Below are 24,486 nucleotides of genomic sequence, written 5' to 3'. Positions count from 1 at the left end.
CACCTTCTTGTGCCCAGGGCGGGACTCGAACCCGCAAGAGTTTCCCCACAGGATCCTTAGTCCTGCGCGTATACCAATTCCGCCACCTGGGCCTATCATCGCCTTGCGAAAATTGCCGTATACTTCGTCAGTCTCCTCAGAAAATCCTCAACGTACAACTCAGTACGTTTCCAGTTTCCTTCGTCGACTTCCTCGTCTATTTGTAGGGGCTTGCGTCGCCCCCTCCACCGGCAAAGCCGGCGGAGTCTCCCCCTCACGTTCGCTTTGCTCACTCGGTAGATTCCATGGCAATTTTCGCAAGGCTCGGTAAATTCTCAAAGATTACCTTTTCTCTTTAACCGGCACTTCTGGCGTTACCGGAACTGGAGCCGGTGTAGTTGCTGGTGTTGTAATGGGCACGGTGCCGATTACGGATTCCTCTCCCTTGTTTGACCCGATTTTTGACAACCAGACGGATGTGAGCAAAAAAATCACTGAAACAATAATTGTCAATTTATTCAAAAATGTGGCTGGGCCTCTTCCTCCGAAAAAAGTTTGCGAAGCGCCGCCGAATACCGCTCCAACATCAGCCCCTTTTCCCGTTTGCAACATAATAAGGGCGATTAAAAACAGACAGATAAAAACATGCAATGCAACGGCGATCGTATCCATGATTCTCCTTTAGGCGTTTTGTTCTTGGGCGGACTGTACGATATTTGCAAATTTTTGCGGATCAAGACTTGCGCCACCGACCAGCAGTCCATCAATATCGGATTGTTTCAAAAATCCTCTCGCCTTTTCAGCGGAAACACTTCCTCCATACAAAATACGCATAGTCGAAGCTGTAGGGTCATCCAGCACTTTTGCCAAAAGAGTTCGCATCCAGCTAATCACCTCTTGCGCCTGATCGGGTGTTGCATTTTTGCCGGTGCCGATGGCCCACACAGGTTCATAAGCCCAGACCATTGTGGCAAGTTCAGAGCGGATTTGCCCATCCAACGCTTTTTTGATCTGGTGTTCCAACACTGCAAATGTTTTTCCCTCTTTATGTTCCTCATCGGTTTCGCCCACGCAAACAACCGGTGTGATTTTTTGATGGATGGCCTGCTCCAATTTTTTATTTATGTTAATGTCGGTTTCGCCAAAAAGCGTTCTTCTTTCGGAATGACCCAAAAGGACATACTGAACATTTAAATCTTTTAAAAAGAGTGAAGATATTTCTCCGGTAAAAGCGCCGGACTCTTCCCAATGCATATTTTGTGCGCCGAGTTTAAAAGGAGTTTCTTCAAACGCTTCCCCCAGCGCGTAGAGACATGTGAATGGCGGACATAATACAACCTCACACGGAGTCATTCCCTTCATTTCGTGACGAAAGACCGCGAGGAATTTGAGTGCATCCGTAACGGTGCTATTCATTTTCCAATTGGCGATGATCAGTTTGTTTTTCATGATAATGCTTTCAGTCCCGGCAATTTCTTTCCCTCAATAAATTCGAGACTCGCTCCACCACCCGTCGAGATATGGGTGATTTTGGATTCAAGTCCCGCGTGGATTATTGCCGAAACAGAATCTCCCCCGCCGACAATTTTAACCCCCTTCATGGAGGCTGTGGCGCGGGCGACACTATAAGTCCCTTGCGCAAATTTATCAATTTCATAAACGCCCAGTGGACCATTCCAAAAGATGGTTTTAGCTTTTTCTAGAGATTTCGAGAAAAGGTCCGCCGTTTTGGGACCGATATCAACTCCCATCCACCCTTCCGGAATGTCGGTTCCCTCGGTAATTTTGGTTGGGGCGTTTGCGTCCAGACTTTGGGCAATCATGTGGTCTACGGGCAACAAAATGGGAATCCCTTTTGTTTTTGCCCTCTCCAGCGCTTTTTTGGCGAGGAAAATTTTCTCTTTTTCAATTTTGGAATTTCCAACCTTGGCGCCGAGGGCCGCCAGAAAAGTATAGGCCATGGCCCCGCCAATCGACAGTGAATCCACCTTATTAAGCAAATTTGAGAGAACGTCGATTTTGTCGGAGACTTTGGCGCCGCCAAGAATTGCCACAAAAGGATGGGCGGGGTTCAACACAATCTTGTTCAAAAATTCGATCTCTTTTTTCATGAGGAAGCCGGCGCCTTTTTCTTTAGCGAATTTCACCATGCCAACGGTGGAAGCATGAGCTCTGTGGGCGGTTCCAAAGGCATCATTAATATAGACATCGCATAGTGAGGCGAGTTTTTTGGCGAAATTTTCGTCGTTTTCTTCTTCCTCTTTGTGAAAACGCAGATTTTCGAGCATCATGACTTGCCCGGGTTTCATTTCCAGAGAAAGTTTCTTGATCCCGTCTCCGATACAATCTTCGGGAAAGATAACAGAAGGAAGTTCCAAAAGTTCCATCAATCGCTCTGCCACGGGCGCCAGAGAGTATTTGGCGTTGCGCTCCCCTTGGGGTCTGCCCAGATGAGAGGCCAAAATGATAATCGCCTTGTGTTTGAGGGCGTATTGGATGGTAGAAAGGGATGCCTTGATGCGTGTGTCGTCAGCTACTTGATCTTCAGCATTAAGCGGCACATTGAAATCGACGCGAATAAAAACACGTTTGTTGGTCAACTGAATTTCATCGATGTATTTGATTGGCATATTTAAAGGAAAACCAAAAATTAAAAACACAAACCAAAATTTAGAAATTTTTTATTTTTTGTTTGTGTTTTTAATTTTTGATTTTTGATATTTAATTTTTCCTCTCTCCGATATACTTGGCGAGATCCAGCATGCGGCAACTAAAACCTGTTTCGTTGTCGTACCACGAAATTACTTTGACAAGATTTCCCATCACCTTTGTGCAAGGGCCATCTACAATGGAAGAACGGGTGTCGCCAATAAAATCGGAGGAGACCAGTTCTTCCGTCTCTACTCCCAAAATATTTTTGAGTTCACCGTTTGCCGCTTCTTTCAAAGATTTCAAAACAGCATCGGACGTTGTTTCTTTTTTCACAAGGACTACCAGATCGGTGCAGGAAACATTTGCTGTGGGAACCCGGATGGAAAAACCATCCAGTTTTCCCTTTAATTCGGGAAGAACTAAGCCCACCGCTTTCGCGGCGCCGGTGGTTGTGGGAATCTGATTGATGGCTCCTGCGCGTGCGCGGCGCAAATCTTTGTGAGGCGCATCCAAAATGTGTTGGTCGTTGGTGTAAGAGTGAACGGTGGTCATGAAACCTTTTTCAATGCAGAAATTTTTGTGCAGAACATAAGCAAGCGGAGCCAAACAATTGGTGGTGCAACTCGCGTTGGAAACGACCGTGTCTTTTTCGGGATTATAAGAGGTGTGGTTGACGCCGAAAACAAATGTGGCGTCGGGGTCGGTGGCGGGGGCGGAGATAATTACTTTTTTCGCGCCCCCTTTGATGTGTTCGCCTGCGCCGGCTTTATTGGTGAAGCGCCCACTGCATTCCAAAACAATGTCGGCCTTTGCTTCATTCCATGGAATTTGCGACGGCTCTTTTGAACTAAAAACGGGGATTGTTTTTCCGTCAATCGTCAAACCCTTTTCGGCAACCTGAACGGTCCCTTGATAACGCCCGTGCGTGGAATCGTATTTAAAAAGGTGGGCGAGAGTGGCAAGGGGGACGATGTCGTTAATGCCGACGCATTCTATGTCGGGGTTTTTCATGGCTTTGCGCAAAACAATGCGTCCGATGCGTCCAAAACCATTAATTCCAATGCGGATTGTCATAGCGGTGGGCTTTTTAGCCACTCAAAGGGCTTTAAGTCAACAGTTCTTTCATCAACTTTTGAAAAGCGGGAATATCGAGTGATTGCTGGCCATCGCTTAATGCGGTGGACGGATTGGGGTGGACTTCAATGAGGAGGCCATCTGCCCCGCAGGCCAACGCGGCTTTAGACATTGCCGGAACGAGGGATGCTTTGCCGGTCCCGTGAGAAGGATCAACAATAACAGAAAGGTTTGTTTTTTCTTTTAAAAGGGGGACGACATTCAAATCGAGTGTGTGGCGCGTGGCGGTTTCAAACGTTCTGATGCCGCGCTCGCAAAGAATAATCTGGTTGTTACCGCTCTCCAAAATATATTCTGAGGCGGCGAGCCATTCTTCTACTGTCATTGCCAATCCTCTTTTAAGGAGAATCGGTTTTTGCGTTTTGGCCGCCTCTTTTAATAATGGAAAATTCTGCGAGCTTCTGGAACCAATTTGAATCATGTCGGTATATTCTGCAACGAGCATTACATCCCGCGTGTCCAAAAGTTCGGTGACGATGGGGAGGCCCGTCTGTTCTCTTGCTTTGGCGAGGAGTTTTAATCCCGCCTCGCCCAATCCCTGAAAAGAGTGCGGGCTCGTGCGCGGTTTGAAAGCACCGCCTCTCAACGCATGTGCTCCGGCATCGCGCACCGCTTTTGCCACAGCGAGGAGTTGAGCTGAAGTCTCCACAGCGCAAGGCCCAGCAATAATAAAAGGTTTCTTTTTTAGAAAATCAGCGAAATTCATTTGCGGGCGCATCGTATTGAACAGTTGAGGAATGTCAAGGAGATTGGAATTAAAAAATCCCCTTGGTGTCTCTTTGTGCGCCTTGCAAAAGAGAAGGTTTCAACACCACATTGAGTTGTTTGATTTGTGGAGTGGTCAAAGTTGGAAGTTGTTCCACCAGTTTGAAAAAACGGTTTTTTTCTTCATCCGCAACAATATCTTCTGTGAGGGTTTCAAATTTGTGGATGTACTGAGGGCGCCTGAAAGGTTTTGCCCCGTTGGGGTGGGCGTTTGCGTTTCCCATTTTCTCGCGTATCTCGGAACCATCTTTCATCATCAGAATAACTTCTCCTCCAAATTTTTTCTGGTTCGGGTCTGAATGATGATAGGCCTCGGTCCATTCTTTTGATTCTTCCGTTCGAATTTTTTTCCAGAGTTCCAGAGTGGAAGGGCGGTGGGCTCGTTCTTTGTTATAACTTTTTTCATGGTGCCAGAAACCATCTTCTAAAGCGACGGCAAAAATATACATCAAGCTGTGGTCCAAAGTTTCCCGGCTGGCATCGGGATCAAATTTTTGGGGGTCTTGCGACCCCGTTCCAATAACATAATGCGTGTGATGACTTGTGTAGATCACAATTTCTTTAATTTTCGAAGCATCGATTTTTTTGTGATGCAATTTGAAAGCGAGGTCAATCAACGCCTGCGATTGGTATTCGGCCGAATGTTCTTTGGTGTAAGAATCGAGAATGGCGCGACAGGATTCTCCCACATTGGGCAGTGTCACCGTGTAGGCCCCATCTTTTCCTTTCAACATCCACGCGATGACACTTTCTTCTCCTTCATAAATTGGGGATGGAGATTTTTCACCACGCATGGCCCGGTCCACCGCTTCCACCGCTAGTTTGCCGGCGAAGGCGGGAGCGTAGGCTTTCCAACTTGAAATTTCTCCTTTGCGTGATTGACGCGTTGAAAAAGAAAGATGCACCGCCTGATTGATCGCCTGAAAAATAGTGTCGGTGTCGAGTTTCAAAAGTGTTCCCAATCCTCCGGCGATGGCGGGCGCCAAGTGGGCGATATGATCTTTTTTAAATTCGTGCAGACAGATGGCGCGCACAAGACTCATCTGAATTTCATAAGCGGTTAAAATTCCCAGCGTCAAATCTTTTCCCGATTTTCCGGTTTGTTGCGCCGTGGCAATCAAGGCGGGAATGTTGTCTCCCGGATGGGAGTAGTCGGCCGCTAAAAAAGTGTCGTGCATGTCGAGCTCGCGCACCGCAACATTGTTTGCCCAAGTGGCCCATTCGCATTCAAAAGTTTGATCGCTGGTGAGTCCAAAAAGTGTGGCGCCATTTGCGCGCGGGTGCGCGAGAGCCTGTTGTCTGGCGGCCATCACGGGTTTGCGGTTGATGGCGGCAATCGCAACGCTCGCATTATCAATGATCCGGTTCCCCACCATTTCCGCGGCTTCCGGGTCGGCCTTTATATTGTTCGAGGCCAATTCCGCCAAAGCCCACGCCAACTGTTTTTCCTTCGGAAGTTTTTCTTTTGAGGGAGATACCCTGACTTTGAGTGTTCGCATGGCGCTTGAGCTAGCCGAAAAAATGAAGGGACGCAATTGAAAACCCCTCCTTGCATAAATGGGGATTTATTTGTAGCAAGGGTTCATGCGCGTTAAATCAAGTCAATTCGAAGCTCTGGCCAAACACGTTATAAAACAACTGCACCAGAAAAAACTGGCAACATTCCAAAAAACGGATGAGGAATTAACCGAACTAATCGTCGGTCTCTTCCAAAAAAACGCGGCAGAAGAAGAAAAATTAATCGACGACGCCAAAAAACTTCTCGAACAAAACAAAAAGAAAATCGGACTTAATATAGATGAAGAAAGAGCTCTCTCAATGATCAAAAAACAACTAGCGAAGGAAAGAAATTTTGTATTGTAGAACATTATAGAGACCTATATTTTTCTGTCATTCCTACGAAGCTTGTCCCTGCAGGCAGTAGGCAGGGAGCAGGAATCCAGATGTGGGAACCGGAAATGAATGGCTGGATCCCCGCCTTCGCGGGGATGACAGACGTTAAGTGCAGGACCCGTTCAATTGGAGGTAATTGTAAAATTATGTTTCTATCCGAAGATCGTATCAATCATTTTTCTCACCTGATCCTAAACTCCCTCAAATCTAAAGGAGGGATGCAGATGGCTGTCGAAGAACGCAAAGTTTTGACCGGCATCAAACAGGCCATTCATGAATTTGGCTCTTTTTTGGATGCTATAGACGCCCAAATCCGCCACAAAGTGGAATCCCTTAAACGAAATGTCCAAGAAGGCTCCCGCGAATGGGACATCCTCTACCGCCAATACTTCGAAGAAGAACTCCACAAAAAAGGTCTCTAAACCCCTTGACTTCGCGAGGCCCCATCATTATATAAGCGCCACTTTGAAAATGTTAGCACTCTCATGGTGTGAGTGCTAAAAACCAGCAAAAGGAGGAAGTTTATGGCGCAACTCAAGATTCGCCCATTGCAGGACCGTCTCGTTGTTCGTCGTCTGACGGAACAAGAGAAGACGTCAGGTGGTATTATCATCCCCGATACCGCAAAAGAAAAACCACAAGAAGGTGAAGTTTTGGCCGTGGGGAACGGCAAAGTTTTGGAAAATGGAAAAGTTCAGCCCCTTGATGTCAAAGCGGGAGACAAAATCCTTTTCTCCAAATATTCGGGAACCGAAGTCAAGATCGACGGAGAAGAGTACATCGTCATTCGTGAAGACGATGTTTTGGGAGTAATTGGGTAATTTCATTAATTATTAATGTCAAGGCCGGCTCGGCCGGCCGCGAAGCAAACTCGTAGAGTTTGCGGAGTCAAATAGACAAGGAGATTTATATGGCAAAGGAAATTTTGTTTCAGCAAGACGCCAGAGAGAAGATGCTCCGCGGCGTTCATGTTTTGGCCACCGCTGTCAAAGCGACACTGGGACCAAGAGGTCGTAATGTTATTTCGGAAAAATCATTTGGTTCCCCCGTCATCACAAAAGACGGTGTGACGGTTGCCAAAGATATTGAGCTCACCGATAAATTTGAAAACATGGGAGCTCAGCTCGTCAAAGAAGTTGCCAGCAAGACATCCGATGTTGCAGGCGACGGAACCACCACCGCCACCATTTTGGCCGAAGCCATTTTCACAGAAGGCTCCAAATTGGTTGCCGCCGGTCACAACCCCATGGGTTTGAAACGCGGTATTGAAAAAGCGGTTGATGTGGTCGTTGGCGAATTGAAAAAGCTCTCCAAGCCAACCAAAGACCAGAAGGAAATTGCCCAAGTCGGCACCATTTCCGCGAACAACGACAGCACAATCGGAACCATCCTTGCCGAAGCGATGGAAAAAGTCGGCAAAGAGGGTGTCATCACCGTTGAAGAAGCAAAGGGAATGCAAACCACACTTGATGTGGTGGAAGGAATGCAGTTTGATCGCGGTTATCTTTCCCCCTACTTCGTCACCGATCCGGAAAGAATGGAATGCGTTCTTGAAAATCCATTGATCCTCATCAACGAAAAGAAAATCTCCGGAATGAAAGATCTGCTCCCCGTTTTGGAACAGATTGCCAAATTGGGCAGACCGCTTTTGCTCATCGGCGAAGATATCGAAGGAGAAGCGCTCGCAACTCTCGTGGTCAACAAACTTCGTGGTACACTGCAAGTTTCCGCAGTCAAAGCCCCGGGCTTTGGTGATCGCAGAAAAGCCATGCTCGAAGACATCGCCGTTTTAACCGGTGGCAAATTGATTGCCGAAGAGCTTGGTTTGAAACTTGAGAACGTGAAGATCGAAGATATGGGCCGCGCAAAACGCGTCACCATTGACAAAGACAACACAACCATCGTGGACGGCGCCGGCAAGAAAATAGACATTGAAGCCCGCGTGAAACAGATCCGCGAACAGGTCAAAAATACTACATCCGATTATGACCAAGAAAAATTACAGGAACGTCTGGCCAAACTGGTCGGTGGCGTTGCCGTCATTAATATTGGCGCCGCAACAGAAACCGAATTGAAAGAGAAAAAAGCCAGAGTGGAAGACGCCCTCCACGCCACACGCGCCGCGGTGGAAGAAGGTATTGTTCCCGGAGGCGGTGTTGCCTACATTCGCACCCTCTCCGCTCTTGAAAATCTCAAAGGAATCAACGAAGCCGAACAATTCGGAATCAACATTGTTCGCAGAGCACTGGAAGAACCCGCAAGACAGATTGCAATCAACGCTGGTTCAGAAGGCGCTGTCGTTGTTTCCAAAATCAAGGAATCAAAAGGAGCCGAAGGCTTCAACGCCGACACCGGTGTTTTTGAAGACTTGATCAATGCTGGTATCATCGATCCAACCAAAGTGACCCGTTCTGCATTGCAGAATGCGGCCTCGGTGGCGAGCTTGATGATCACAACAGAAGTGGCCATTGCAGAGAAACCGAAAGACGAAAAAAATGCTCCCGCAATGCCGCACATGCCGCCCGATTACGGAATGTGACCGAGGCGGGAACCCACGAAGTGGGTGGCCGAGGAAATCCCATAGCGCGAGTAGCGCGGTGGGATAGAAAATGAATTGTTGAGAGGGGAAGTGGTGTAAAAGCCACTTCCCCTTTTTATTTTTTATGCTAAGAAACGTTCATGTTTTTGTGGGGGATGTCATTGCGAGGAGTCCGAAGGACGACGAAGCAATCTATTGGGAAATTGCTTCGCGGAGTTTACCCTGAGCCCTCGGGATTCTTCGCTTCGCTCAGAATGACAAAGCGAAGGGCTCGCAATGACAAATGGATTCTGATTGTATCTTTGTTTCTTCTCTCCACTCCGCTTTTCGCCGTTGATTTTGGCGTGACCGGCTATTATCGCAACCGCGCGGAATTGACGCACGACCTTGATTTGCAAACTCCGAACAGTGGCATCACGCATAACAACGACCGCTTCGGAACCATCCAGTTTAGTGAAATGCGTTTTCGCATAGGTCCGATATTAAAAATCAACGATAACCTTGCCGTCTATTCCCAGCTCGACTTTTTGGACAACATTGTTTTTGGACAAAGTGCGAACAAAAATTTGCAAATTTTGTCACCGGTGGTGGGAACGCTGACGTTGCCAGCCGGAGCGGGCACCATCGGAGAGGTGGGTGGATCCGCCGGAGAAAATGGTGCCATCAATGTACGGCGCGCGTGGATGGAAATTTTGACACCGATTGGAAAATTTAAACTGGGTCGGCAACCTTCCCACTGGGGTTTGGGAATTTTTCAGAATGATGGAGACGGCAGACAAGATGACTTTGGTGATTCGGCAGATCGCATGATGTATCTGTCTCAATTTGAGATTGGAACTGTCGGCAATCTTTCAACAGGAGTTTTTTTTGATATTCCCTTTGAAGCCCAATTCGATCCGCGCATTCAGGGTCTTGGTGGAGTGGTCCGTGATAACGGACAAAATGCAAAACAGGTTGGAGCCCTTCTTTTGTATGAAGAACCAGTTTGGTCTGCGGGAACTTTTTCCGGTGTTCGTTTAAGAAGCGGTTCGAATGGAACAACCATGACCGCAACGGATGCAAAAGGAAACACCGTCGCAAGCGGGATTGATGGCGACACGCTCATGTACTTTGGTGATGTTTACGGCCGCTATTCTTTTGACAAATACACTTTCCAATTGGAAGGAGTTTATCTGGGCGGAAAAATCAGCACCGGTCTTGCAATCAACGCCATTCCCTTCAGCACTTTTTCAAGTAGCGGCGTTGGAGCGGGCATCATTAATCTTCCGGCAAAACAACCCGTTCGCGTTTTTATGGCCGCCTTTGAAGCAACGGGAAGTTATGATTGGGGCGGTGAGTGGAATGCCAAAACCGGTTACGCCAGTGGTGATTCAAGTCCCTTGTCGAGTCGCATCACTCAATATGGTTTTCGTCCCGATTATCGCATTGCTTTAATGATGTTTGATATGCCTTTGGGAACTTCGCCGTCTCTCTACGGAGGAACGGCAACAAACCCAACCGTGAACAGCAAACTCACGGGCGGCGTTCCCATCACGGGAAACTTTATCAACAATGCGTTGTATTTATCGGCCGGCTACAAACACACACTGGATGTGCGTGACGCCATTCCACAGGCCGACTGGCTTAAAGTTGGAGGGAATATCACCACGGCTTGGGCGCCAAAGAAAAACGTCAATTTGAATTTCAGTCAACTGCTCAATAATGCCAATTTGCCGACCATTTCTGAGAACGCGAGTTCTCTGTTGAAACGATGGTATGGTCTCGAATTTGATGTCGGCGCCGAGGCGCTTTTCTTCCACAACCTCTACACCGCATTTGATGCGGGCGTGCTGATTCCCGGAAAAGAATATAATATTGATGTAACGCTCACCAATCCGGGAAACATTGTGGACCCCATCCCCGCCGACAAAGCCTCCATAGCCTTCGCCACCCGCCTCACCGCGATGATTGAGTTTTAATTTTTGCGGTTGTTTTTTACGATTTATTAGGTTATTTATCTATTAAGCAAACAAGCCAATATATGATAAAGAACAAACGCAAACAGGAAAGCCTTGGGGAATTGGAACTCAGGTCGATTGCCTACGTTCAATTCCGTAAAAAAGAGTTTTTGCGAGTTGGCGACCTCGTCGAGGGAATTGGATTGTCGAAGTCTCAAGAATATGCCCTTCTTTTTAGACTGGAAACCAAGGGACAAATCGTTCGCATTAAACGAGGGATTTACTATGTCCCTCCACAGCTCCCTCCCAGCGGGCGGATCAGCGTGAGCGAATATTTCATTTTGTCAAAATATATGGAGATCGAAAAAGCTACCTACCAGGTGAGTGGCCCATCGGCATTCCATCGATACGGTTTCGACGAACAGATTCCAAATATTCTCTATATTTATAACGACCGTATTTCAGAGGGTAAAACGATTGGCGGTTACCGCTTCATCTTCATCAGGACCTCCAAGGAAAGGCTCAAAGGAAGCAACCTGCTGAAAGATGCGTCCGGGGTTTCAGTTTATATCGCATCCAAACCCAAGGCGTTGGTAGATGCGGTTTATGACTGGTCGAGATTCAATACTCTACCGAGGGCCTTTTCATGGATTGTGGCGGCGACGAAAAAGGACAAGCGACTTGCGACTCAAATTGTCAATGCGGTCGTTGACTCTGGAAACATTGCTGTCGCCAGACGTATTGGTTGTCTGCTGATGCACAATGGATTTTCAAAACAGAGCCTGCGGAAATTGAAGGATTCGTTAGGTGGAGCTCTCTCGTTAATTCCTCTCGTTCCACGGAAACCCGCACGGGGTGCAACAGATAAATATTGGGGGATCATCATCAATGACACAATCGAATTCTGACTTTTGTCTGTTTCATGAAGATCGACCTCTCTTTCGAGAGGCGGTTCTCTTTACGGCTCGTGAAAGCAATTTCGGCACCACGCTTGTTGAGAAAGACTACTATTGCTCGCTCCTCTTGTCACACCTTTGTAAAGATGCCGCGACGTCGCTCGTGTTCAAGGGAGGGACTTGCTTGAGCAAAGTGTACGCGGATTTCTACCGGCTGAGCGAGGATTTGGATTTCGTTATTTCCATGAAATCAGACGCTATACGCAGTGTGCGTAGCAAGGCCGCGAAGCCGCTGTGTCATCTTGTTGACTCGATTCCCGAAACCTTTCCGGAAATGCGGATTGAGGACCCGCTCAGTTGAATTGGCGGAAAGAGTAATTCCATCATGGGATTCCAAAACACCAATAACACTAAAAGCCTCTGCACCGCCCAGCGCGGCGCCCTCAAAGCCCGAGGCCAAAGCGCCAGAATCGGCCAAATAATTGGAAGCTAATACAAATTCCCCTGCCACGATTATGAATCCTTTCTACTTTGTCATTCCCATTTCTCATTTGTCATTCCGGCGAACCCCGTATCGCAGTACGGGGCAGGTGCCGGAATCCAGTACTGGATCCCTGCTTTCGCAGGGATGACATTCAGAGATGCCATATTGTCATCGGCAGGCGGAAGGAAAAGTTGCGTTTTTTTTTAGAGAAATAAGGAAGGAATTTTTTTCACCTACCTCACCACAATGGCTGAGTTTTAAGCTTCGAAATTGGTGATCCCTGCCGTTTCTGCAAGTTTCTTCAGTTTTTTATCTAACGTCCACAGTGCCGCGCCCGTTTCTTTGGAAGCCAATGCAATCATTCGGTCTGTTATACCGGGGATTCCAAATCCATTTCGCCACGCTAAATGTGCAAACTCGATTATTTTTTCCCATGTTTCCTGCTTATTCCAATCAGGGTTTAGCTGATGCATAGATTGAAAGGCTTGAGAAACAACAAGGCGGTTTTGGGAAGACATCTGTCCCGAGAGAACTTCGGCCCGGATTGGAAGACACGTAGCCACGCGTCTTTCTTCAATCAACATTTCCAATTGTGCAGATTCGGCAAATGAACTTTTCTTGAAAAATTCAATCCAAACGGAGGTGTCTACAAGGACAATCACCGCCGTCTCATCCTTTTTAAGCTCCTTTGGGAAAGACCGAGGGCGCCGGAACCCTTAAGTTGTAAAAGGGTTTCCAGCCGTTTCCTGCGGATCAATTCCTCAAGACCCAGCACGACAGCCATCGTCTGCGTGGTTGCCCCGCTGACTTTTACCGCTTCCTGTAGAAGCTGTTTTGGTATGTTCATTGATGTTCTATTAGACATATCTAGGATGTATGGTAAAAAACAAAAAAACACCTGTCAACATATTTATTGCGTGGAATTTTTTTGTTCAATCTGAGTTTGATTCTTCGAGGATGCGGACGACTTTGATTTCGGGAGATCCGGATTTATCTTTATGAAGGGTGCCGACGAAAGTCACAGGCCCTTGTTGGAATGTTCTTTTAGCCGCTTCCGCTTCTTCTCCGGTTTTTGCCTGATAAATGCCGAAGAGTGCAAATTCCGCTTCTGTTGCAGGAAACTTAATCTGAAAAAAAACGAAGTTGGGATAATCTGCATTAGTTGCATTCAAAACAGACACACGAACATCCTTCAAAAGAACATGGCTTCCAACGGGGAGGATTTCAACATCATATTCCTTATCAACAGGATAAAGCGGGACCGCGCCCTGTTTAAATCTTGCCAAGGTTGGTGCCATGACTTCTCCTGTCTTGCGATCATAAAGTGCCGGAGGAGGACGTCTGACATACTGACGCAGGTTGTGAAGAGTTAGGGATTTATATCCTCCATATCCAAGGAAAATTATGCCCAGAGTCAAGAGAGTGTAGGTCTCTGCGATGGACTGAAGTGACATTTTAACTAATCCATTTGCTAAAAAAAACCCGAATACGCCAACTGCAGTAAAGGGCAGTCCAGCAAATACGGCCAACATCTCAGGTAAACTTGGAACAGTCGTTATCCATGGAGGAATCTCTTCGCCTTCTAATCCTCGCAAATATTCCGCCGCACTCACCATTGCCATGGTTGCAGGAATTTCGGCGGCCCTTTCTGCGGGTCTTACGGGTGTTGCTTCTCCGGCGGCATGTGGTCCCAATGCCGCTACAGCATCTTCAGCAGAACCAAAACGTTTGCCTGTAACGCCAGTCCCATTCGCGCGCGGTGACGAAGCGGCTAATAACCTGTTAAATGTAGAAGCATGCTCACGAATGTTTAGGGCAATCAAAGATCCAAGTCGTTGCATGCGATCTCTGTTGCCATCTGCCGCGGCTTGTTTGTAGGCGGGAAGTAAAGTCTCAAGGGCTGTATTTGTAAAAAGGAAAGTTCTATCAGAGGATTCAGAATTTTCCAAAACGCCAAGGACGTCAGCAACTCCTACGTTGTCCACTGCGACGTTTTCAAAACCGGAAGCTAAAGAAACCGCATCGATAAAATACTGGGAAAATGATACAGGTTCCGTTACTACCATATTAGCAAATCCTTTCGATTCGTGTCATTGCGAGGCCCCATAGGGGCCGTGGCAATCTCCATCTGTGTCCGAGGGAGATTGCTTCGTCGCTTACGCTCTTCGCAATGACGTTGTCAATGATTTTCTATCTATCTCTTCCCCATCGGAACGTAATCTCTTGATTCCGGACCGGTGTATTGGCTTTCGGGGCGCATGATACGGTTGCCGATGCGCTGTTCCATCACATGCGCGCACCAGCCGGGCATTCTTCCCACCACGAACAACGGTGTATCCACTTCAATGGGAAGATTTAAGAGGAAATAAAGAGGCGCCGCTGGAAAATCCACATTGGGAAAAAGTTTTTTCTCGGACATCATTGTTTTTTCGACGATGTTGGAAATTTCGTGCCATTTTGTTTCGCCCAGTTTTTGGGCGAGTTTCCAACCAAATGCTTTGAGGATCGGAGCTCTTGCATCTTTTTTCTTGTAGACGCGGTGACCGAATCCCATGATCTTTGCTTTTTTGGCAAGTTGTTCTTTGATCCAACCCTCTGCTTTTGCGGGTTCGCCGATTTTCTGGAGCATATACATAGCTTGCTCGTTTGCTCCACCGTGAAGCGGTCCTTTAAGAGCGCCAATGGCGCCGCAGATGCAGGAATGAAGATCCGACAATGTTGATGCGATGACTCTCGCCGTGAAGGTAGAAGCATTGAAGCCGTGTTCTGCGTAGCAAATCAATGAAGCATCCAACGCTTTTGCAAAATCGGCGTCGGGTTCTTTTCCTGTCACCATGTACAAGAAGTTGGCGGCAAACCCGAGAGTTGCGTGTGGTGCAACGGGTTTTTCCCCCCTTTGCGCGCGGATTCTTCCTGCAAGAAGAACGGGAGTTTTTGCAATAAGGCGGATCGATTTTGCCAGCTCCGCTTCTTTCTCGTTACTTTCACATTGGGGATCATAATGACTCAAGTTGGAGGCACCACTTCTTAAAATATCCATGTAGTGTGCTTTTTTCGGAAGGTTGGAGAGATATTGAATCAAATCTCCGGGGACACTTCGTTCCTCCAAAAGTTTTTTCTGAAATTCTTTGAATTCGGCGGCGTTTGGAAGTTTGCCGTAAAGCAGGAGATAACAAACTTCTTCGAAAGATGATTTTTCGCAGAGCTCGCTGACCTTGTATCCGTAATAAATCAGCTCGTCCCCCGCGGGATCGACCTTGGAAATGGCGGAAAGTCCGGCGATAACGTTTTCCAGACCCGGAGAATAACCCGGGATTTGTGTTGGTGTTGTCATTTGTACCTCGTTTTTTTGTCCAACGCGACGTAAGCGTCGTAGTTTAATAGTTTATAAAGTTCACTTCGTGTCTGCATTTCTTCGATGAGATTTTTCTGGGACCCTTCTTTTTTCAGCGCCAAGAATCCTTTTTCAACGGCCTTCATGGTCAGACGAAGAGAAGTGACGGGAAAGATAACGATGGAGTAGCCCATTTTGTCAAACTGATCTACGTCAATGAGCGGCGTCTTGCCAAACTCAGTCATGTTGGCCAATAGCGGTGTTTTTGGAAATGCTTTCGCAAACTCGGAAAATTCTTTAATAGAGGTTAATCCCTCTGGAAAAATGCCGTCGGCTCCCGCTTTAACATAGGCCTTGGCCCTTTGGATGGCGCTTTCAATGCCCTCCACGTTGTGCGCGTCGGTGCGCGCCATAATAAAAAAATCGCGATTTTTGCGGCCTGCAACGGCGGCTTTGATTTTTTCGCACATTGCCTCTTTGGAAATGAGCAGTTTTCCTTCCAGATGACCGCAACGTTTGGGGAGCACTTGATCTTCGATATGCAAACCCGCCACATGAGCTCCTTCGAGCATTTGCACGGTGCGATAAACATTCACGGCTTCGCCAAAACCCGTGTCGGCGTCGACCAGCAAAGGAAGTTCACAGGCGCGCACAATGGCATAAGCATGCTGGGCTAGCTCTGTTAATGTAACAAGCCCGATATCCGGAATTCCAAGAGAGGCCGACAAAGCCCCGCCGGAAAGATAGAGCGCCTTGAAACCCGCCTGCTTAGCGGACATCCCAACCAACGGATTAAACGCGCCGGGAAGGACAAGCGGCTTTTTCTTAAGCAACTCCCGAAATGTTTTGGAGTAATTCACAGCGGGGTTTAGAACCCATTATGACTGTGAAATCAAGTATTACGTTAGGATGTTAAGGTTGTCATTCCCGCGAAGCTTGTCCCTGCAAGTAGTAGGCAGGGAGCGGGAATCCAGCCCGTATTAATATTTACTGGATCCCCGATTAAAACATTCGGGGATGACAACAAGAAAGAACCAGTTTTTACATCCTCTTTGGGATTTTGGTGGATTGGGTTTTTTGTAGCAGGGACCAGTAGGTTTGGAATGGTTTTCCGTAGCCTTTCCACGGGTCGTAGAAGAGGTGTCTCATTTCGGTTTTGCTGATTTGGTTGTCGAGCAGGGCGTAATAGAGTTTGTCCCCCAACATATAACCCAGCGCGTGAGAGACCGTGAAAAAAAGATCGGGGCGTTTGCTTAAGATGCCGATATCGCTGATCGCCTCTCCCTCTGATTCAAGTTTTTTCGCCTCTTGCACAACCAGCGCTGTTTCATATTCCAAACGGCGCTCTGCGGTAGGAGAAATATTCTGGAAGTAGGTGAGAAGTTTTTGAAAATCTTTTTCATGATAACATTTGCGTTTGTGATTGATAATTTTCGAACCAAAAAATCCGAGCGCTTCGTGCAAAATGTTAGCATAGAGAGCGTCGAAAGACTCTCTGGGTTTTTCCTCTCCGGAACAAATATGTTTAATAAAATGGGCCGCCTCTTCACCGGCATGGTTGATGGAAAGATTGGAGAGATAGGCAAACCGCAATTTTGGAATGTAATAACTTTCGCTGTTAATGATCTGCCGTTTGATGGATTTGAATTCTTCCGGAGAAAAACGCCCACTCTCCTTGATGCGATCCAAAAATGAAAGATCACCGCAGGTAAAAACTTCTATTCGATCTTTTTCTTTTCCAATATCTATTTTTAAAAAATGACTGATGCGATCGACCAATTCCAGAAAACTGTGTTTCGGATCGGCGTAATCAATTTCTCCCTCTTCATGTTCCAGCCAATTCAGGTAAGAACGCTGGCTGATGACCGGAGGCGTGTGCATTCTGCAGTAGCTTTTTTCGTCGATGCGCACCACCTCGACAAGATCTTCAAGCCCTTGTTTAACAAGTCGCCAATAAATCGATTCGCTATTTTGATAGAGAATCAATTCTCTTTTTTGCAGACCCAATTTTTTCAAAGCCGCGTTGACTTCTTTGGGAAGATGGGGCGGGGCGATGTGAAGATCACCGATGAATATGAATATTTTTTTTCCGGGATTGAGTTTCGCCATTTGGGCAATCAACTTAGCGCTGGCGCTGTCTCTTTCGCTGATGGTGGCCCCCTTTGCCGCGGCATCAATCCCAAAAACGGGAATTGCATGATATTTCGCGAAATCAAAAAGAGATTTAAAATTTTCCCAAAGATCAAACACCCAGTGTTTTCTCAAACCCACCCGCTTTAAAAAAGAGGGCTCGGAAATTTTATCATTCATGAAGCTGTCGATAATTTTTTGATGGCGTTTGTGAAGGAGTTCCAACCCCAAAATCCATTCATGTTTTTTTCGGGACATGGCCTTGAGGATTCTCAAAAAAGATCGTTGGGATTGGTTGCAGGTGTGGTAATCGCCCACATAAACAATGTCAGCTTTGTCAATGGCCTGAAACATTTCTTCAATGGGTGCAATGGCCTCAAAATTTTTGACACAGCGTTTATAGGTTTTTTCGTAGAGATCGAAGCCGGGCTCTTTGATAAGGATTGACTCCTCAATAAATTTTTGATTATGGCGAAAAAGAGACTTCTGAATTTGTAACAATTCTTCTCTGGGGCTTAAAATCATAATTTTTTAAAACCGGTACGAAACTTGTCCCACCGTCTGGAAGTCCCACGTGCTGGTGGAACCAGCCAAGACGTGCATGGAGGCATTGGGGCCTATGTAAAAATGAGGCGTTAACTCATAGAAAAAACCAAGTTCCGGGAGCATAAAATCAAACCAACTTTGATTTTTTGTGTTGAACAAAACCCCCATACCCGTTCCCACATACGGCGAAAAACGGGGCCAGCGCTTGAGATCAAAATGATAGCGGGCGAACGGAATGAAGTCGAAGGAGTTGGTGCTACCAAGAAAGATATCAAAATCGAGACCGATGGAGATATTGTCGTTCCAGTAATATTCGCCGTTGATGTCCAGATCAAATCGGACCGGTGAATGCCATCCGCCGCCGGCTCCCGCGGTGAATTGGAAGGTCCCGTCTCGGGTTTGGGCCAATACTGCTTGGGCCGATGCGACAGATAAAATGACAAGAAAAAAAAGTTTCAGAAATTGTTGTTTCATCGCTCCCCCTTGGTGGATTCTCTTTATTAAAATTGTTTACAAAATGAAAGGGTGAAGATAAATGGACGCCAATGAAGGCGGTTTGTATTCATCAACATGGTGGCCCCGAAGTCTTGAAATACGAGGATATCCCCGATCCTGTCTGCGGTTCAGAGGATGTTTTGGTCCAGCTCAAGGCCACCTCCATCAATCATCTTGATATTTGGGTGCGTCAGGGGATTCCCGGATGGAAAGTTCCTCTTCCCATCATCCCCGGAAGCGATGGCGCCGGCGTTGTTGTTGGAAAAGGGGAGTTGATCAAAGATCTCGCCGTGGGCGACAAAGTTTTAATCATTCCCAACATCAGTTGCGGTAATTGCGAAAAATGCGTGAATGGGGATGACAATCTATGTCCCGATTACGGCATTGTGGGAGAAACCTGCAATGGCTGTGATGCTGAAATGATCTCGCTTCCGCGTCGCAATGTAATTCCAATCCCCAAAGGTTTGAATTATGAAGAAGCCGCCGCCATCCCCCTTGTTTTCATGACCGCTTGGCACATGTTGGTCACCAAAGCGTTGGTGAAACCGGAGCAATTTGTTTTGGTTTTGGCGGCGGGTTCCGGCGTGGGTTCGGCCGCGATTCAAATCGCCAAACTTCACGGCGCCCGCGTGATTGCCACGGCAGGCAGTGAAGAAAAATTGGCGAAGGCAAAAGAACTGGGCGCGGAATTTACTATCAATCACTACAAAGAAAAAATTTCAGAAAAAGTGAAAGAGTTTACCGAAAAACGCGGGGTCGATGTTGTTGTGGAACATGTGGGCCGCGCAACATGGGAAGAGAGTCTCAAAAGTCTTGCGAATGGCGGCAAAATTGTTACATGCGGAGCCACAACGGGCGCCCACGTGTCCGTTGACCTGAATTATCTTTTTCACAAACATCAGCAAATCATTGGTTCCACCATGGCCAGCCGCGGCGAGCTCTTCGAAATTCTCAACATGTTTCGTCAAAAGAAATTAAAAGCGGTGATCGACAAAGAATTCCTTCTCAAAGAAGTAGCAGAAGCCCATCGCTATATCGAAAAAGGCAGTCAATTCGGAAAAGTCATTTTAACCATATAGTAACAGGTACCCTATGGTAGTCCGGCACAAAACAATCGCGGTGCAAGTAGGGTCCGTAACAATGGGCGGTGGGCATCCTGTTGTTATTCAGTCGATGACCAACACGGATACGGCGGATGTTGAAAAGTCGGCGGCGCAAATCCAAGAGTTGGCGGATGCCGGTTCGGAATTGGTTCGCCTTACGGTCAATAACGAAGAGGCGGCGCAGGCGATTCCACTTCTCAAAGAAAAATTGCTGGCCAAGAATTGCAGGGTGCCGCTTGTTGGTGATTTTCATTACAACGGCCACACTCTTTTAAACAAATATCCCGATTGTGCCGAGGCACTTGATAAATATCGCATCAATCCGGGCAACGTCGGCTTCGGCGAAACTCACGACAAAAATTTCAAACAGATGATCGAAGTGGCGTTGAAATATCGCAAGCCCGTTCGTATTGGTGTGAACTGGGGTTCACTGGATCAATCAATCGCCAATCGTTTGATGGACGAAAATGCAAAACGGCCAAACCCAAAACCGGCGAATGATGTCATGGTGTCTGCCATGGTGGAGTCGGCTCTTTCTTCGGCGACAATGGCCCGCGACTACGGATTGGCGGAAGACAAAATTGTGATCAGCGTCAAGATGAGTCATGTGCCCGATGTAATCCGCGCCTACACACTGCTTGCCGAACGATGCAACTATGCGCTTCATGTGGGACTCACCGAAGCAGGGATGGGACTCAAAGGTACCGTGGCTTCCACCGCCGCATTGGCCTGTCTTTTACAACAAGGAATCGGCGACACAATTCGCGTTTCTTTAACGCCGGCTCCGGGCGCTTCGCGTACGGAAGAGGTGTATGTCTGCCAAAATATTTTGCAGGTTTTGGAACTCCGGCAATTTCGCCCCAGCATTACATCCTGCCCGGGTTGTGGTCGTACAACCAACACGTTGTTTCAGGAAATGGCTCAGGATATGGAAAAATTTTTCACGGCCAAACTCCCCGAATGGAAAAAGAAGGGTTACAAGGGCATTGAGTTTTTAAAAATCGCCGTGATGGGTTGCATTGTGAACGGTCCCGGCGAATCCAAACACGCCGACATTGGCATCAGCCTTCCGGGAAATGGCGAAAATCCCAAAGCCCCTGTTTTTGTAGATGGAGAAAAAGTGGCAACGCTGGAAGGCCCGGAATTGATGACCACCTTCAAAAAGCTCGTCGAAAATTACGTGGATAAAAAGTATGGGCAGATTCCTCTGTGTCATTCCGGAAGTGGTGGAAAATGTCATTCCGGCGAAGGCCGGAATCCAGTAAATTTTAAAAAACTGGATCCCCGCCTGCGCGGGGATGACAAATAACAGAAAACCTGTTGATAATAAATTTTCGCTGTTATACGGCTTCCGTCACGCTCATAAAGGAGATCAAAAATGGTTGCCACCGCCTTAACAGCAGAAACATCTTTTCCAACATTTGTCAGTCCCGATGCTTTTTCGGAAACTCTTTTAAGTGGAAGCCTAACAAATCCCCAACTTGCTTTGATGGGGACGGTTTTTGAAACAGGTGGTTTGGATGAGTTGTCTGGAGTTCTTGCGGTGCTTCAAAATCCTCGGAGTATTGGGACTGATATTTCCAGAGAACAATTTGCCGCCGCTGTTTATCAAGTGGTTTCAAGAGATGGTGCGCGCGTTCAACAATTATTAATGCAGGCACGAACCAGTTCGCCTCTTTCGCGTGCATCGGTTCGATTCAATCCAAACCCACAAGCGGCTTTAGCGTCAGTCTTTGGCGCTGGCCGTAGAGGAAATCAGGAAGCAAGAGTGGGCGACGGTGTTGGAAGTCCTGTGGTGCCAAAACGTGCAATACCAAATTCCGAAGGGTTGCGTGCTCAGGGGGCGAGTGCGGCACCCACCGCCGCAAAGGCCGAAACTCGTCAAATAGAAAAAGCAGGAAGACTCATTGCCGAGGGAAAAGTTCGGGACGGCGTTGTCAAACTGATTGTCTTGGCAGAAGCTATTTCAGTTGGAACTAGAAGAAGAGCAGAGGATTATTCCCGAATAGGGAATCTTTTTGTGGAAGCAGGTTTGGCGATGAAAATGGGAAAAGCCCAACAGGTTAGTCGTGGCACTGTTTATCAATGGCCCACACTCTTTCAGTGGGCGGCAGTTTTTTTTTCTAAAGCGAATTCCAATGCAAGAGACCCGAATGAGCAAAATACACACTTTGCGAAAGAAATAGTGGCCACATGGTTTGCAGGAGAGAGATCCCATGCAGAAGCATATTTGAAGATACTTAAACGGAACATCATAACAAGATGGGACGGAAATTCACCGCAAGTTTTGCAGGTTCTCACCAGAATGCTTGGGTATATGCTGTCGGTGCCACCAGATGATAGATACATGCTGTCGGTACATCCGGATTTTAGACACTTATACCCAACCCACAACTATCGTATTGCTATAGGATATCTTGCGGGGACAATGCCAGTTGGTCAACAACAGCAAAAGTTATCAAAACCAATAGATGAACGGGAAAACCAAAAAATTCGGGAAGCCGTGGAGGAAGCCAAAAACGTCGTCGTCCCGGGTTTCGTTGAAGGAGTGGAAAAACTTCTTGGCCCGGATCTTGCGGACGCTTTCTTAAGTGAAATAATGCCCGCAGAAACGTTGAAGACATCACGCGAAGCGGTGGCAACAATTGTCGTTAGATAATTCAGGGCTTTCTTTTCAGATAAACATTGATGTTGGGCATGAGGAACTGGTCGGCGCAAGATTCTCCTCTGTAAAATTTTCAAAACATCATTCAAATCCGATTTTGCTCTCGACGATATAATTGGGGCGGTTTTTGACCTCGTCATAGACGCGTCCCAGATAAAGTCCCACAAAACCGACGGTGATGAGTTGTGTTCCTCCCAGAATCAACAAGGTAGCCATGATAGCCGTCCAGCCGGGAATGTTCATTCCGAGAAAAAACATCACGAGATTTGCGATGAGGTACAGGAAAGAGAGGATGGAGATGACAAATCCGATTACTAAAGCCATCTTGAGGGGAAATGAAGAGAAAGAGGTAAGCCCGGCCAAAAACATTTTGAGTGGGCCTGTGCCGATTAAAGGATAATGCGTTTTGCCGGCGAAGCGTTCTTCGCGGTTATAAAAAACCGGAACCTGTTTGAACCCAACCCAAGTGACAAGGCCGCGCACAAACGGATCTTTTTCGCGCAATTTTGATAATTCATCGACAACGTTTCTCGAGAGAAGTTTGAAATCGCCCGAATCAAGGGGAAGGTTGATATTTCCCACGCGGCGCAAAAAACGGTAGGCTTTTTTGGTGAGCCATATTTTGAAAGCCGATTCCCCTCTGCGACTTAAGCGAGTGGTGTAAACAACATCAGTCCCTTTTTGAAATTCTTCAAACATTTTTGGAATCAACTCCGGCGGGTCTTGAAGATCAGCATCCATATACACAACCGCGTCTCCTTTTGCGTGCTGGATGCCGGCCAGAACGCAGGGACCATTTCCAAAATTGCGGGACATGTTCAAAATTTTGATATTCTTGTCCGCGTTTGATTGCTCTTTGAGAACTTCCAGAGAATTATCGGCAGAGGCATCGTTCACGAAAATCAATTCGTAATCAATATTCAACGGGCGAATGGAATTTTGCAGTCGCTTGATCAACTCCGGAATAACCGGTGCTTCATTGCGAAAAGAAAGAACAACGGAAAGAAGCATATCGTTACTTCCCAGTGAAGTTGGGTTTACGTTTTTCCATGAAGGCCTTCATGCCTTCTTTTTGATCTTCAGTGTCGAAGAGTTGATAGAAGAGACGGCGTTCTTCTTTGAGTCCCTCTTCCAAAGGAAGTTGCATTGCTTTCAGAATCGCTTGTTTGGCGGTGGCGGTGGCGATGGGCGAGATCGAAGCAATTTTTTGCGCCAGTTTTTTTGCTTCACTCAAATATTCTGTGGGAGGTGCTATTTTGCTGATGAGGCCGGCGGCTAAAGCTTCCTGCGCGCTGAAAGTGTTGCCGGTTAAAATCCATTCCATCGCGCGTGATTTTCCAACGGCACGGATCAGACGCTGTGTGCCGCCGGCGCCCGGAATAATGCCGAGGTTGATTTCGGGTTGACCAAATTTTGTGGTTTCAGAAGCGACGATGATGTCACACATCATGGCGAGCTCACAACCTCCGCCCAAAGTGTAACCGGAAACCGCGGCAATGAGTGGTTTTTTAATTTTATTGATTTTGTCCCAGATCGCCAAAGGGTCTTGCGATTTTATTTCGTTGGCCGAAAGCGGCGCCATTTCTTTAATGTCCGCCCCGGCGGCAAAGGCTTTGTCACTGCCGGTTATAACAATCGCCTTGATTGCATTGTCATGGTCCAATTCTTCAAGTGTGCGCACCAATTGAAGCATCAATTCCGGACTTAGGGCATTCAAGGCTTCAGGGCGGTTGAGTTGAACAACAACAATGGGTTCCTCACGATGAACTAAAATCATATTGACTTCTGCCTAGCAGAACCCTCATTAGTTGGCCACAATGAAACTGCGCGTTGTCAGAATCGTCCGTGAATTAATTCATCATCTGCCCTACTCGATGGTGGGTGTTGCGGCGTCTCTGGGATTTTTGCTCGCCATGGAAAAAGGCGGATGGAAC

At 47.2% G+C, this 24,486-nt stretch carries 25 protein-coding genes and 1 tRNA gene; 10 read left to right on the top strand and 16 right to left on the bottom strand.

Annotated elements, in window-relative coordinates; genetic code table 11:
- Nucleotides 1-10 precede the first annotated feature (10 nt).
- The 7 genes from HY877_04725 to HY877_04695 all read right to left on the bottom strand — a co-directional run bounded on the left by HY877_04725 (nt 11) and on the right by HY877_04695 (nt 6,029).
- Nucleotides 11-92, bottom strand: a tRNA-Leu gene (locus tag HY877_04725).
- Between the two features lie 229 nt (nt 93-321).
- A complete protein-coding gene (secG, locus tag HY877_04720) occupies nt 322-651 on the bottom strand; it encodes a preprotein translocase subunit SecG (protein ID MBI5299581.1) in 330 nt (109 codons plus the stop codon).
- 9 nt (nt 652-660) lie between these two features.
- Entirely contained in the window at nt 661-1,428 is a 768-nt protein-coding gene (locus tag HY877_04715) for a triose-phosphate isomerase (GenBank protein MBI5299580.1), read from the bottom strand.
- Nucleotides 1,425-2,609, bottom strand: coding sequence for a phosphoglycerate kinase (locus HY877_04710; protein MBI5299579.1), 1,185 nt, complete (start codon nt 2,607-2,609; stop codon nt 1,425-1,427). The genes HY877_04715 and HY877_04710 overlap by 4 nt, the downstream gene beginning before the upstream one ends.
- A gap of 91 nt (nt 2,610-2,700) precedes the next feature.
- Nucleotides 2,701-3,705 (bottom strand): type I glyceraldehyde-3-phosphate dehydrogenase, encoded by a 1,005-nt coding sequence (gene gap / locus HY877_04705; protein MBI5299578.1) that lies wholly within the window; start codon nt 3,703-3,705, stop codon nt 2,701-2,703.
- Between the two features lie 31 nt (nt 3,706-3,736).
- Nucleotides 3,737-4,483: a 3-deoxy-7-phosphoheptulonate synthase gene (aroF, locus tag HY877_04700; protein ID MBI5299577.1), complete on the bottom strand. Its 747-nt coding sequence runs from the start codon at nt 4,481-4,483 to the stop codon at nt 3,737-3,739.
- A gap of 37 nt (nt 4,484-4,520) precedes the next feature.
- Nucleotides 4,521-6,029: an MmgE/PrpD family protein gene (locus tag HY877_04695; protein MBI5299576.1), complete on the bottom strand. Its 1,509-nt coding sequence runs from the start codon at nt 6,027-6,029 to the stop codon at nt 4,521-4,523.
- A gap of 85 nt (nt 6,030-6,114) precedes the next feature.
- Between HY877_04695 and HY877_04690 the strand changes: the two genes are divergently transcribed.
- The 7 genes from HY877_04690 (at nt 6,115) to HY877_04660 (ending at nt 12,156) form a co-directional block, all read left to right on the top strand.
- Nucleotides 6,115-6,393, top strand: a complete 279-nt coding sequence (locus HY877_04690) for a DUF507 family protein (protein MBI5299575.1) — start codon at nt 6,115-6,117, stop codon at nt 6,391-6,393.
- 176 nt (nt 6,394-6,569) lie between these two features.
- Nucleotides 6,570-6,845 (top strand): DUF507 family protein, encoded by a 276-nt coding sequence (locus HY877_04685; GenBank protein ID MBI5299574.1) that lies wholly within the window; start codon nt 6,570-6,572, stop codon nt 6,843-6,845.
- A gap of 102 nt (nt 6,846-6,947) precedes the next feature.
- Nucleotides 6,948-7,244, top strand: coding sequence for a co-chaperone GroES (groES, locus tag HY877_04680; protein ID MBI5299573.1), 297 nt, complete (start codon nt 6,948-6,950; stop codon nt 7,242-7,244).
- Nucleotides 7,245-7,333: 89 nt separating this feature from the next.
- Entirely contained in the window at nt 7,334-8,962 is a 1,629-nt protein-coding gene (groL, locus tag HY877_04675; GenBank protein MBI5299572.1) for a chaperonin GroEL, read from the top strand.
- A 254-nt stretch (nt 8,963-9,216) separates the two neighbouring features.
- On the top strand, nt 9,217-10,920 hold the full coding sequence (locus HY877_04670; protein MBI5299571.1) for a hypothetical protein: 1,704 nt from the start codon (nt 9,217-9,219) through the stop codon (nt 10,918-10,920).
- A 62-nt stretch (nt 10,921-10,982) separates the two neighbouring features.
- Nucleotides 10,983-11,807 (top strand): hypothetical protein, encoded by an 825-nt coding sequence (locus HY877_04665; GenBank protein ID MBI5299570.1) that lies wholly within the window; start codon nt 10,983-10,985, stop codon nt 11,805-11,807.
- Entirely contained in the window at nt 11,788-12,156 is a 369-nt protein-coding gene (locus HY877_04660; protein ID MBI5299569.1) for a nucleotidyl transferase AbiEii/AbiGii toxin family protein, read from the top strand. The genes HY877_04665 and HY877_04660 overlap by 20 nt, the downstream gene beginning before the upstream one ends.
- Nucleotides 12,157-12,536: 380 nt before the next feature.
- Here the strand turns inward: HY877_04660 and HY877_04655 are convergent, their stop codons facing one another.
- From HY877_04655 to HY877_04625, 7 genes are all read right to left on the bottom strand, one after another.
- The gene (locus HY877_04655; protein MBI5299568.1) at nt 12,537-12,941 is read right to left on the bottom strand and encodes a PIN domain-containing protein; all 405 of its coding nucleotides are present in this window, start codon (nt 12,939-12,941) and stop codon (nt 12,537-12,539) included.
- The gene (locus tag HY877_04650; GenBank protein MBI5299567.1) at nt 12,938-13,126 is read right to left on the bottom strand and encodes a type II toxin-antitoxin system VapB family antitoxin; all 189 of its coding nucleotides are present in this window, start codon (nt 13,124-13,126) and stop codon (nt 12,938-12,940) included. The genes HY877_04655 and HY877_04650 overlap by 4 nt, the downstream gene beginning before the upstream one ends.
- 85 nt (nt 13,127-13,211) lie before the next feature.
- Nucleotides 13,212-14,345, bottom strand: a complete 1,134-nt coding sequence (locus HY877_04645) for a hypothetical protein (GenBank protein ID MBI5299566.1) — start codon at nt 14,343-14,345, stop codon at nt 13,212-13,214.
- A gap of 128 nt (nt 14,346-14,473) precedes the next feature.
- Nucleotides 14,474-15,613, bottom strand: a complete 1,140-nt coding sequence (locus HY877_04640) for a citrate synthase (protein ID MBI5299565.1) — start codon at nt 15,611-15,613, stop codon at nt 14,474-14,476.
- Nucleotides 15,610-16,473 carry a methylisocitrate lyase gene (gene prpB, locus HY877_04635; protein MBI5299564.1) on the bottom strand — a complete coding sequence of 288 codons (864 nt, stop codon included), beginning with the start codon at nt 16,471-16,473 and terminating at the stop codon, nt 15,610-15,612. The genes HY877_04640 and prpB overlap by 4 nt, the downstream gene beginning before the upstream one ends.
- A 181-nt stretch (nt 16,474-16,654) precedes the next feature.
- The gene (locus HY877_04630) at nt 16,655-18,268 is read right to left on the bottom strand and encodes a ChaN family lipoprotein (protein ID MBI5299563.1); all 1,614 of its coding nucleotides are present in this window, start codon (nt 18,266-18,268) and stop codon (nt 16,655-16,657) included.
- A gap of 6 nt (nt 18,269-18,274) precedes the next feature.
- The gene (locus HY877_04625) at nt 18,275-18,763 is read right to left on the bottom strand and encodes a hypothetical protein (GenBank protein ID MBI5299562.1); all 489 of its coding nucleotides are present in this window, start codon (nt 18,761-18,763) and stop codon (nt 18,275-18,277) included.
- A gap of 71 nt (nt 18,764-18,834) precedes the next feature.
- Between HY877_04625 and HY877_04620 the strand changes: the two genes are divergently transcribed.
- The 3 genes from HY877_04620 (at nt 18,835) to HY877_04610 (ending at nt 22,546) form a co-directional block, all read left to right on the top strand.
- Nucleotides 18,835-19,863: a zinc-binding dehydrogenase gene (locus HY877_04620; GenBank protein MBI5299561.1), complete on the top strand. Its 1,029-nt coding sequence runs from the start codon at nt 18,835-18,837 to the stop codon at nt 19,861-19,863.
- Between the two features lie 13 nt (nt 19,864-19,876).
- Nucleotides 19,877-21,196 (top strand): flavodoxin-dependent (E)-4-hydroxy-3-methylbut-2-enyl-diphosphate synthase, encoded by a 1,320-nt coding sequence (gene ispG / locus HY877_04615; GenBank protein ID MBI5299560.1) that lies wholly within the window; start codon nt 19,877-19,879, stop codon nt 21,194-21,196.
- A 69-nt stretch (nt 21,197-21,265) separates the two neighbouring features.
- Nucleotides 21,266-22,546, top strand: a complete 1,281-nt coding sequence (locus tag HY877_04610) for a hypothetical protein (GenBank protein MBI5299559.1) — start codon at nt 21,266-21,268, stop codon at nt 22,544-22,546.
- An 87-nt stretch (nt 22,547-22,633) separates the two neighbouring features.
- On the opposite strand, the gene HY877_04605 is transcribed toward HY877_04610, so the two are convergent.
- Together HY877_04605 and HY877_04600 are read right to left on the bottom strand one after the other, a co-directional pair.
- A complete protein-coding gene (locus HY877_04605) occupies nt 22,634-23,563 on the bottom strand; it encodes a glycosyltransferase family 2 protein (protein MBI5299558.1) in 930 nt (309 codons plus the stop codon).
- Between the two features lie 4 nt (nt 23,564-23,567).
- Complete coding sequence (locus HY877_04600; protein MBI5299557.1) at nt 23,568-24,329, bottom strand: enoyl-CoA hydratase/isomerase family protein; 762 nt, start codon at nt 24,327-24,329, stop codon at nt 23,568-23,570.
- Nucleotides 24,330-24,486 lie beyond the last annotated feature (157 nt).

The organism is Deltaproteobacteria bacterium, from assembly GCA_016213065.1.
Lineage (GTDB): Bacteria > UBA10199 > UBA10199 > SPLOWO2-01-44-7 > SPLOWO2-01-44-7 > JACRBV01.
Note: the sequence above shows the minus strand (reverse complement) of the source record. Positions and strands in the feature narration are given on the sequence as shown.

Excerpts from the sequence above, each read along its gene's own strand:
- secG (MBI5299581.1), bottom strand. The coding sequence starts at position 651 with ATGGATACGATCGCCGTTGCATTGCATGTTTTTATCTGTCTGTTTTTA.
- HY877_04715 (MBI5299580.1), bottom strand. The coding sequence starts at position 1,428 with ATGAAAAACAAACTGATCATCGCCAATTGGAAAATGAATAGCACCGTT.
- HY877_04710 (MBI5299579.1), bottom strand. The coding sequence starts at position 2,609 with ATGCCAATCAAATACATCGATGAAATTCAGTTGACCAACAAACGTGTT.
- gap (MBI5299578.1), bottom strand. The coding sequence starts at position 3,705 with ATGACAATCCGCATTGGAATTAATGGTTTTGGACGCATCGGACGCATT.
- aroF (MBI5299577.1), bottom strand. The coding sequence starts at position 4,483 with ATGCGCCCGCAAATGAATTTCGCTGATTTTCTAAAAAAGAAACCTTTT.
- HY877_04695 (MBI5299576.1), bottom strand. The coding sequence starts at position 6,029 with ATGCGAACACTCAAAGTCAGGGTATCTCCCTCAAAAGAAAAACTTCCG.
- HY877_04690 (MBI5299575.1), top strand. The coding sequence starts at position 6,115 with ATGCGCGTTAAATCAAGTCAATTCGAAGCTCTGGCCAAACACGTTATA.
- HY877_04685 (MBI5299574.1), top strand. The coding sequence starts at position 6,570 with ATGTTTCTATCCGAAGATCGTATCAATCATTTTTCTCACCTGATCCTA.
- groES (MBI5299573.1), top strand. The coding sequence starts at position 6,948 with ATGGCGCAACTCAAGATTCGCCCATTGCAGGACCGTCTCGTTGTTCGT.
- groL (MBI5299572.1), top strand. The coding sequence starts at position 7,334 with ATGGCAAAGGAAATTTTGTTTCAGCAAGACGCCAGAGAGAAGATGCTC.
- HY877_04670 (MBI5299571.1), top strand. The coding sequence starts at position 9,217 with ATGACAAAGCGAAGGGCTCGCAATGACAAATGGATTCTGATTGTATCT.
- HY877_04665 (MBI5299570.1), top strand. The coding sequence starts at position 10,983 with ATGATAAAGAACAAACGCAAACAGGAAAGCCTTGGGGAATTGGAACTC.
- HY877_04660 (MBI5299569.1), top strand. The coding sequence starts at position 11,788 with ATGACACAATCGAATTCTGACTTTTGTCTGTTTCATGAAGATCGACCT.
- HY877_04650 (MBI5299567.1), bottom strand. The coding sequence starts at position 13,126 with ATGAACATACCAAAACAGCTTCTACAGGAAGCGGTAAAAGTCAGCGGG.
- HY877_04645 (MBI5299566.1), bottom strand. The coding sequence starts at position 14,345 with ATGGTAGTAACGGAACCTGTATCATTTTCCCAGTATTTTATCGATGCG.
- HY877_04640 (MBI5299565.1), bottom strand. The coding sequence starts at position 15,613 with ATGACAACACCAACACAAATCCCGGGTTATTCTCCGGGTCTGGAAAAC.
- HY877_04630 (MBI5299563.1), bottom strand. The coding sequence starts at position 18,268 with ATGATTTTAAGCCCCAGAGAAGAATTGTTACAAATTCAGAAGTCTCTT.
- HY877_04625 (MBI5299562.1), bottom strand. The coding sequence starts at position 18,763 with ATGAAACAACAATTTCTGAAACTTTTTTTTCTTGTCATTTTATCTGTC.
- HY877_04620 (MBI5299561.1), top strand. The coding sequence starts at position 18,835 with ATGAAGGCGGTTTGTATTCATCAACATGGTGGCCCCGAAGTCTTGAAA.
- ispG (MBI5299560.1), top strand. The coding sequence starts at position 19,877 with ATGGTAGTCCGGCACAAAACAATCGCGGTGCAAGTAGGGTCCGTAACA.
- HY877_04610 (MBI5299559.1), top strand. The coding sequence starts at position 21,266 with ATGGTTGCCACCGCCTTAACAGCAGAAACATCTTTTCCAACATTTGTC.
- HY877_04605 (MBI5299558.1), bottom strand. The coding sequence starts at position 23,563 with ATGCTTCTTTCCGTTGTTCTTTCTTTTCGCAATGAAGCACCGGTTATT.
- HY877_04600 (MBI5299557.1), bottom strand. The coding sequence starts at position 24,329 with ATGATTTTAGTTCATCGTGAGGAACCCATTGTTGTTGTTCAACTCAAC.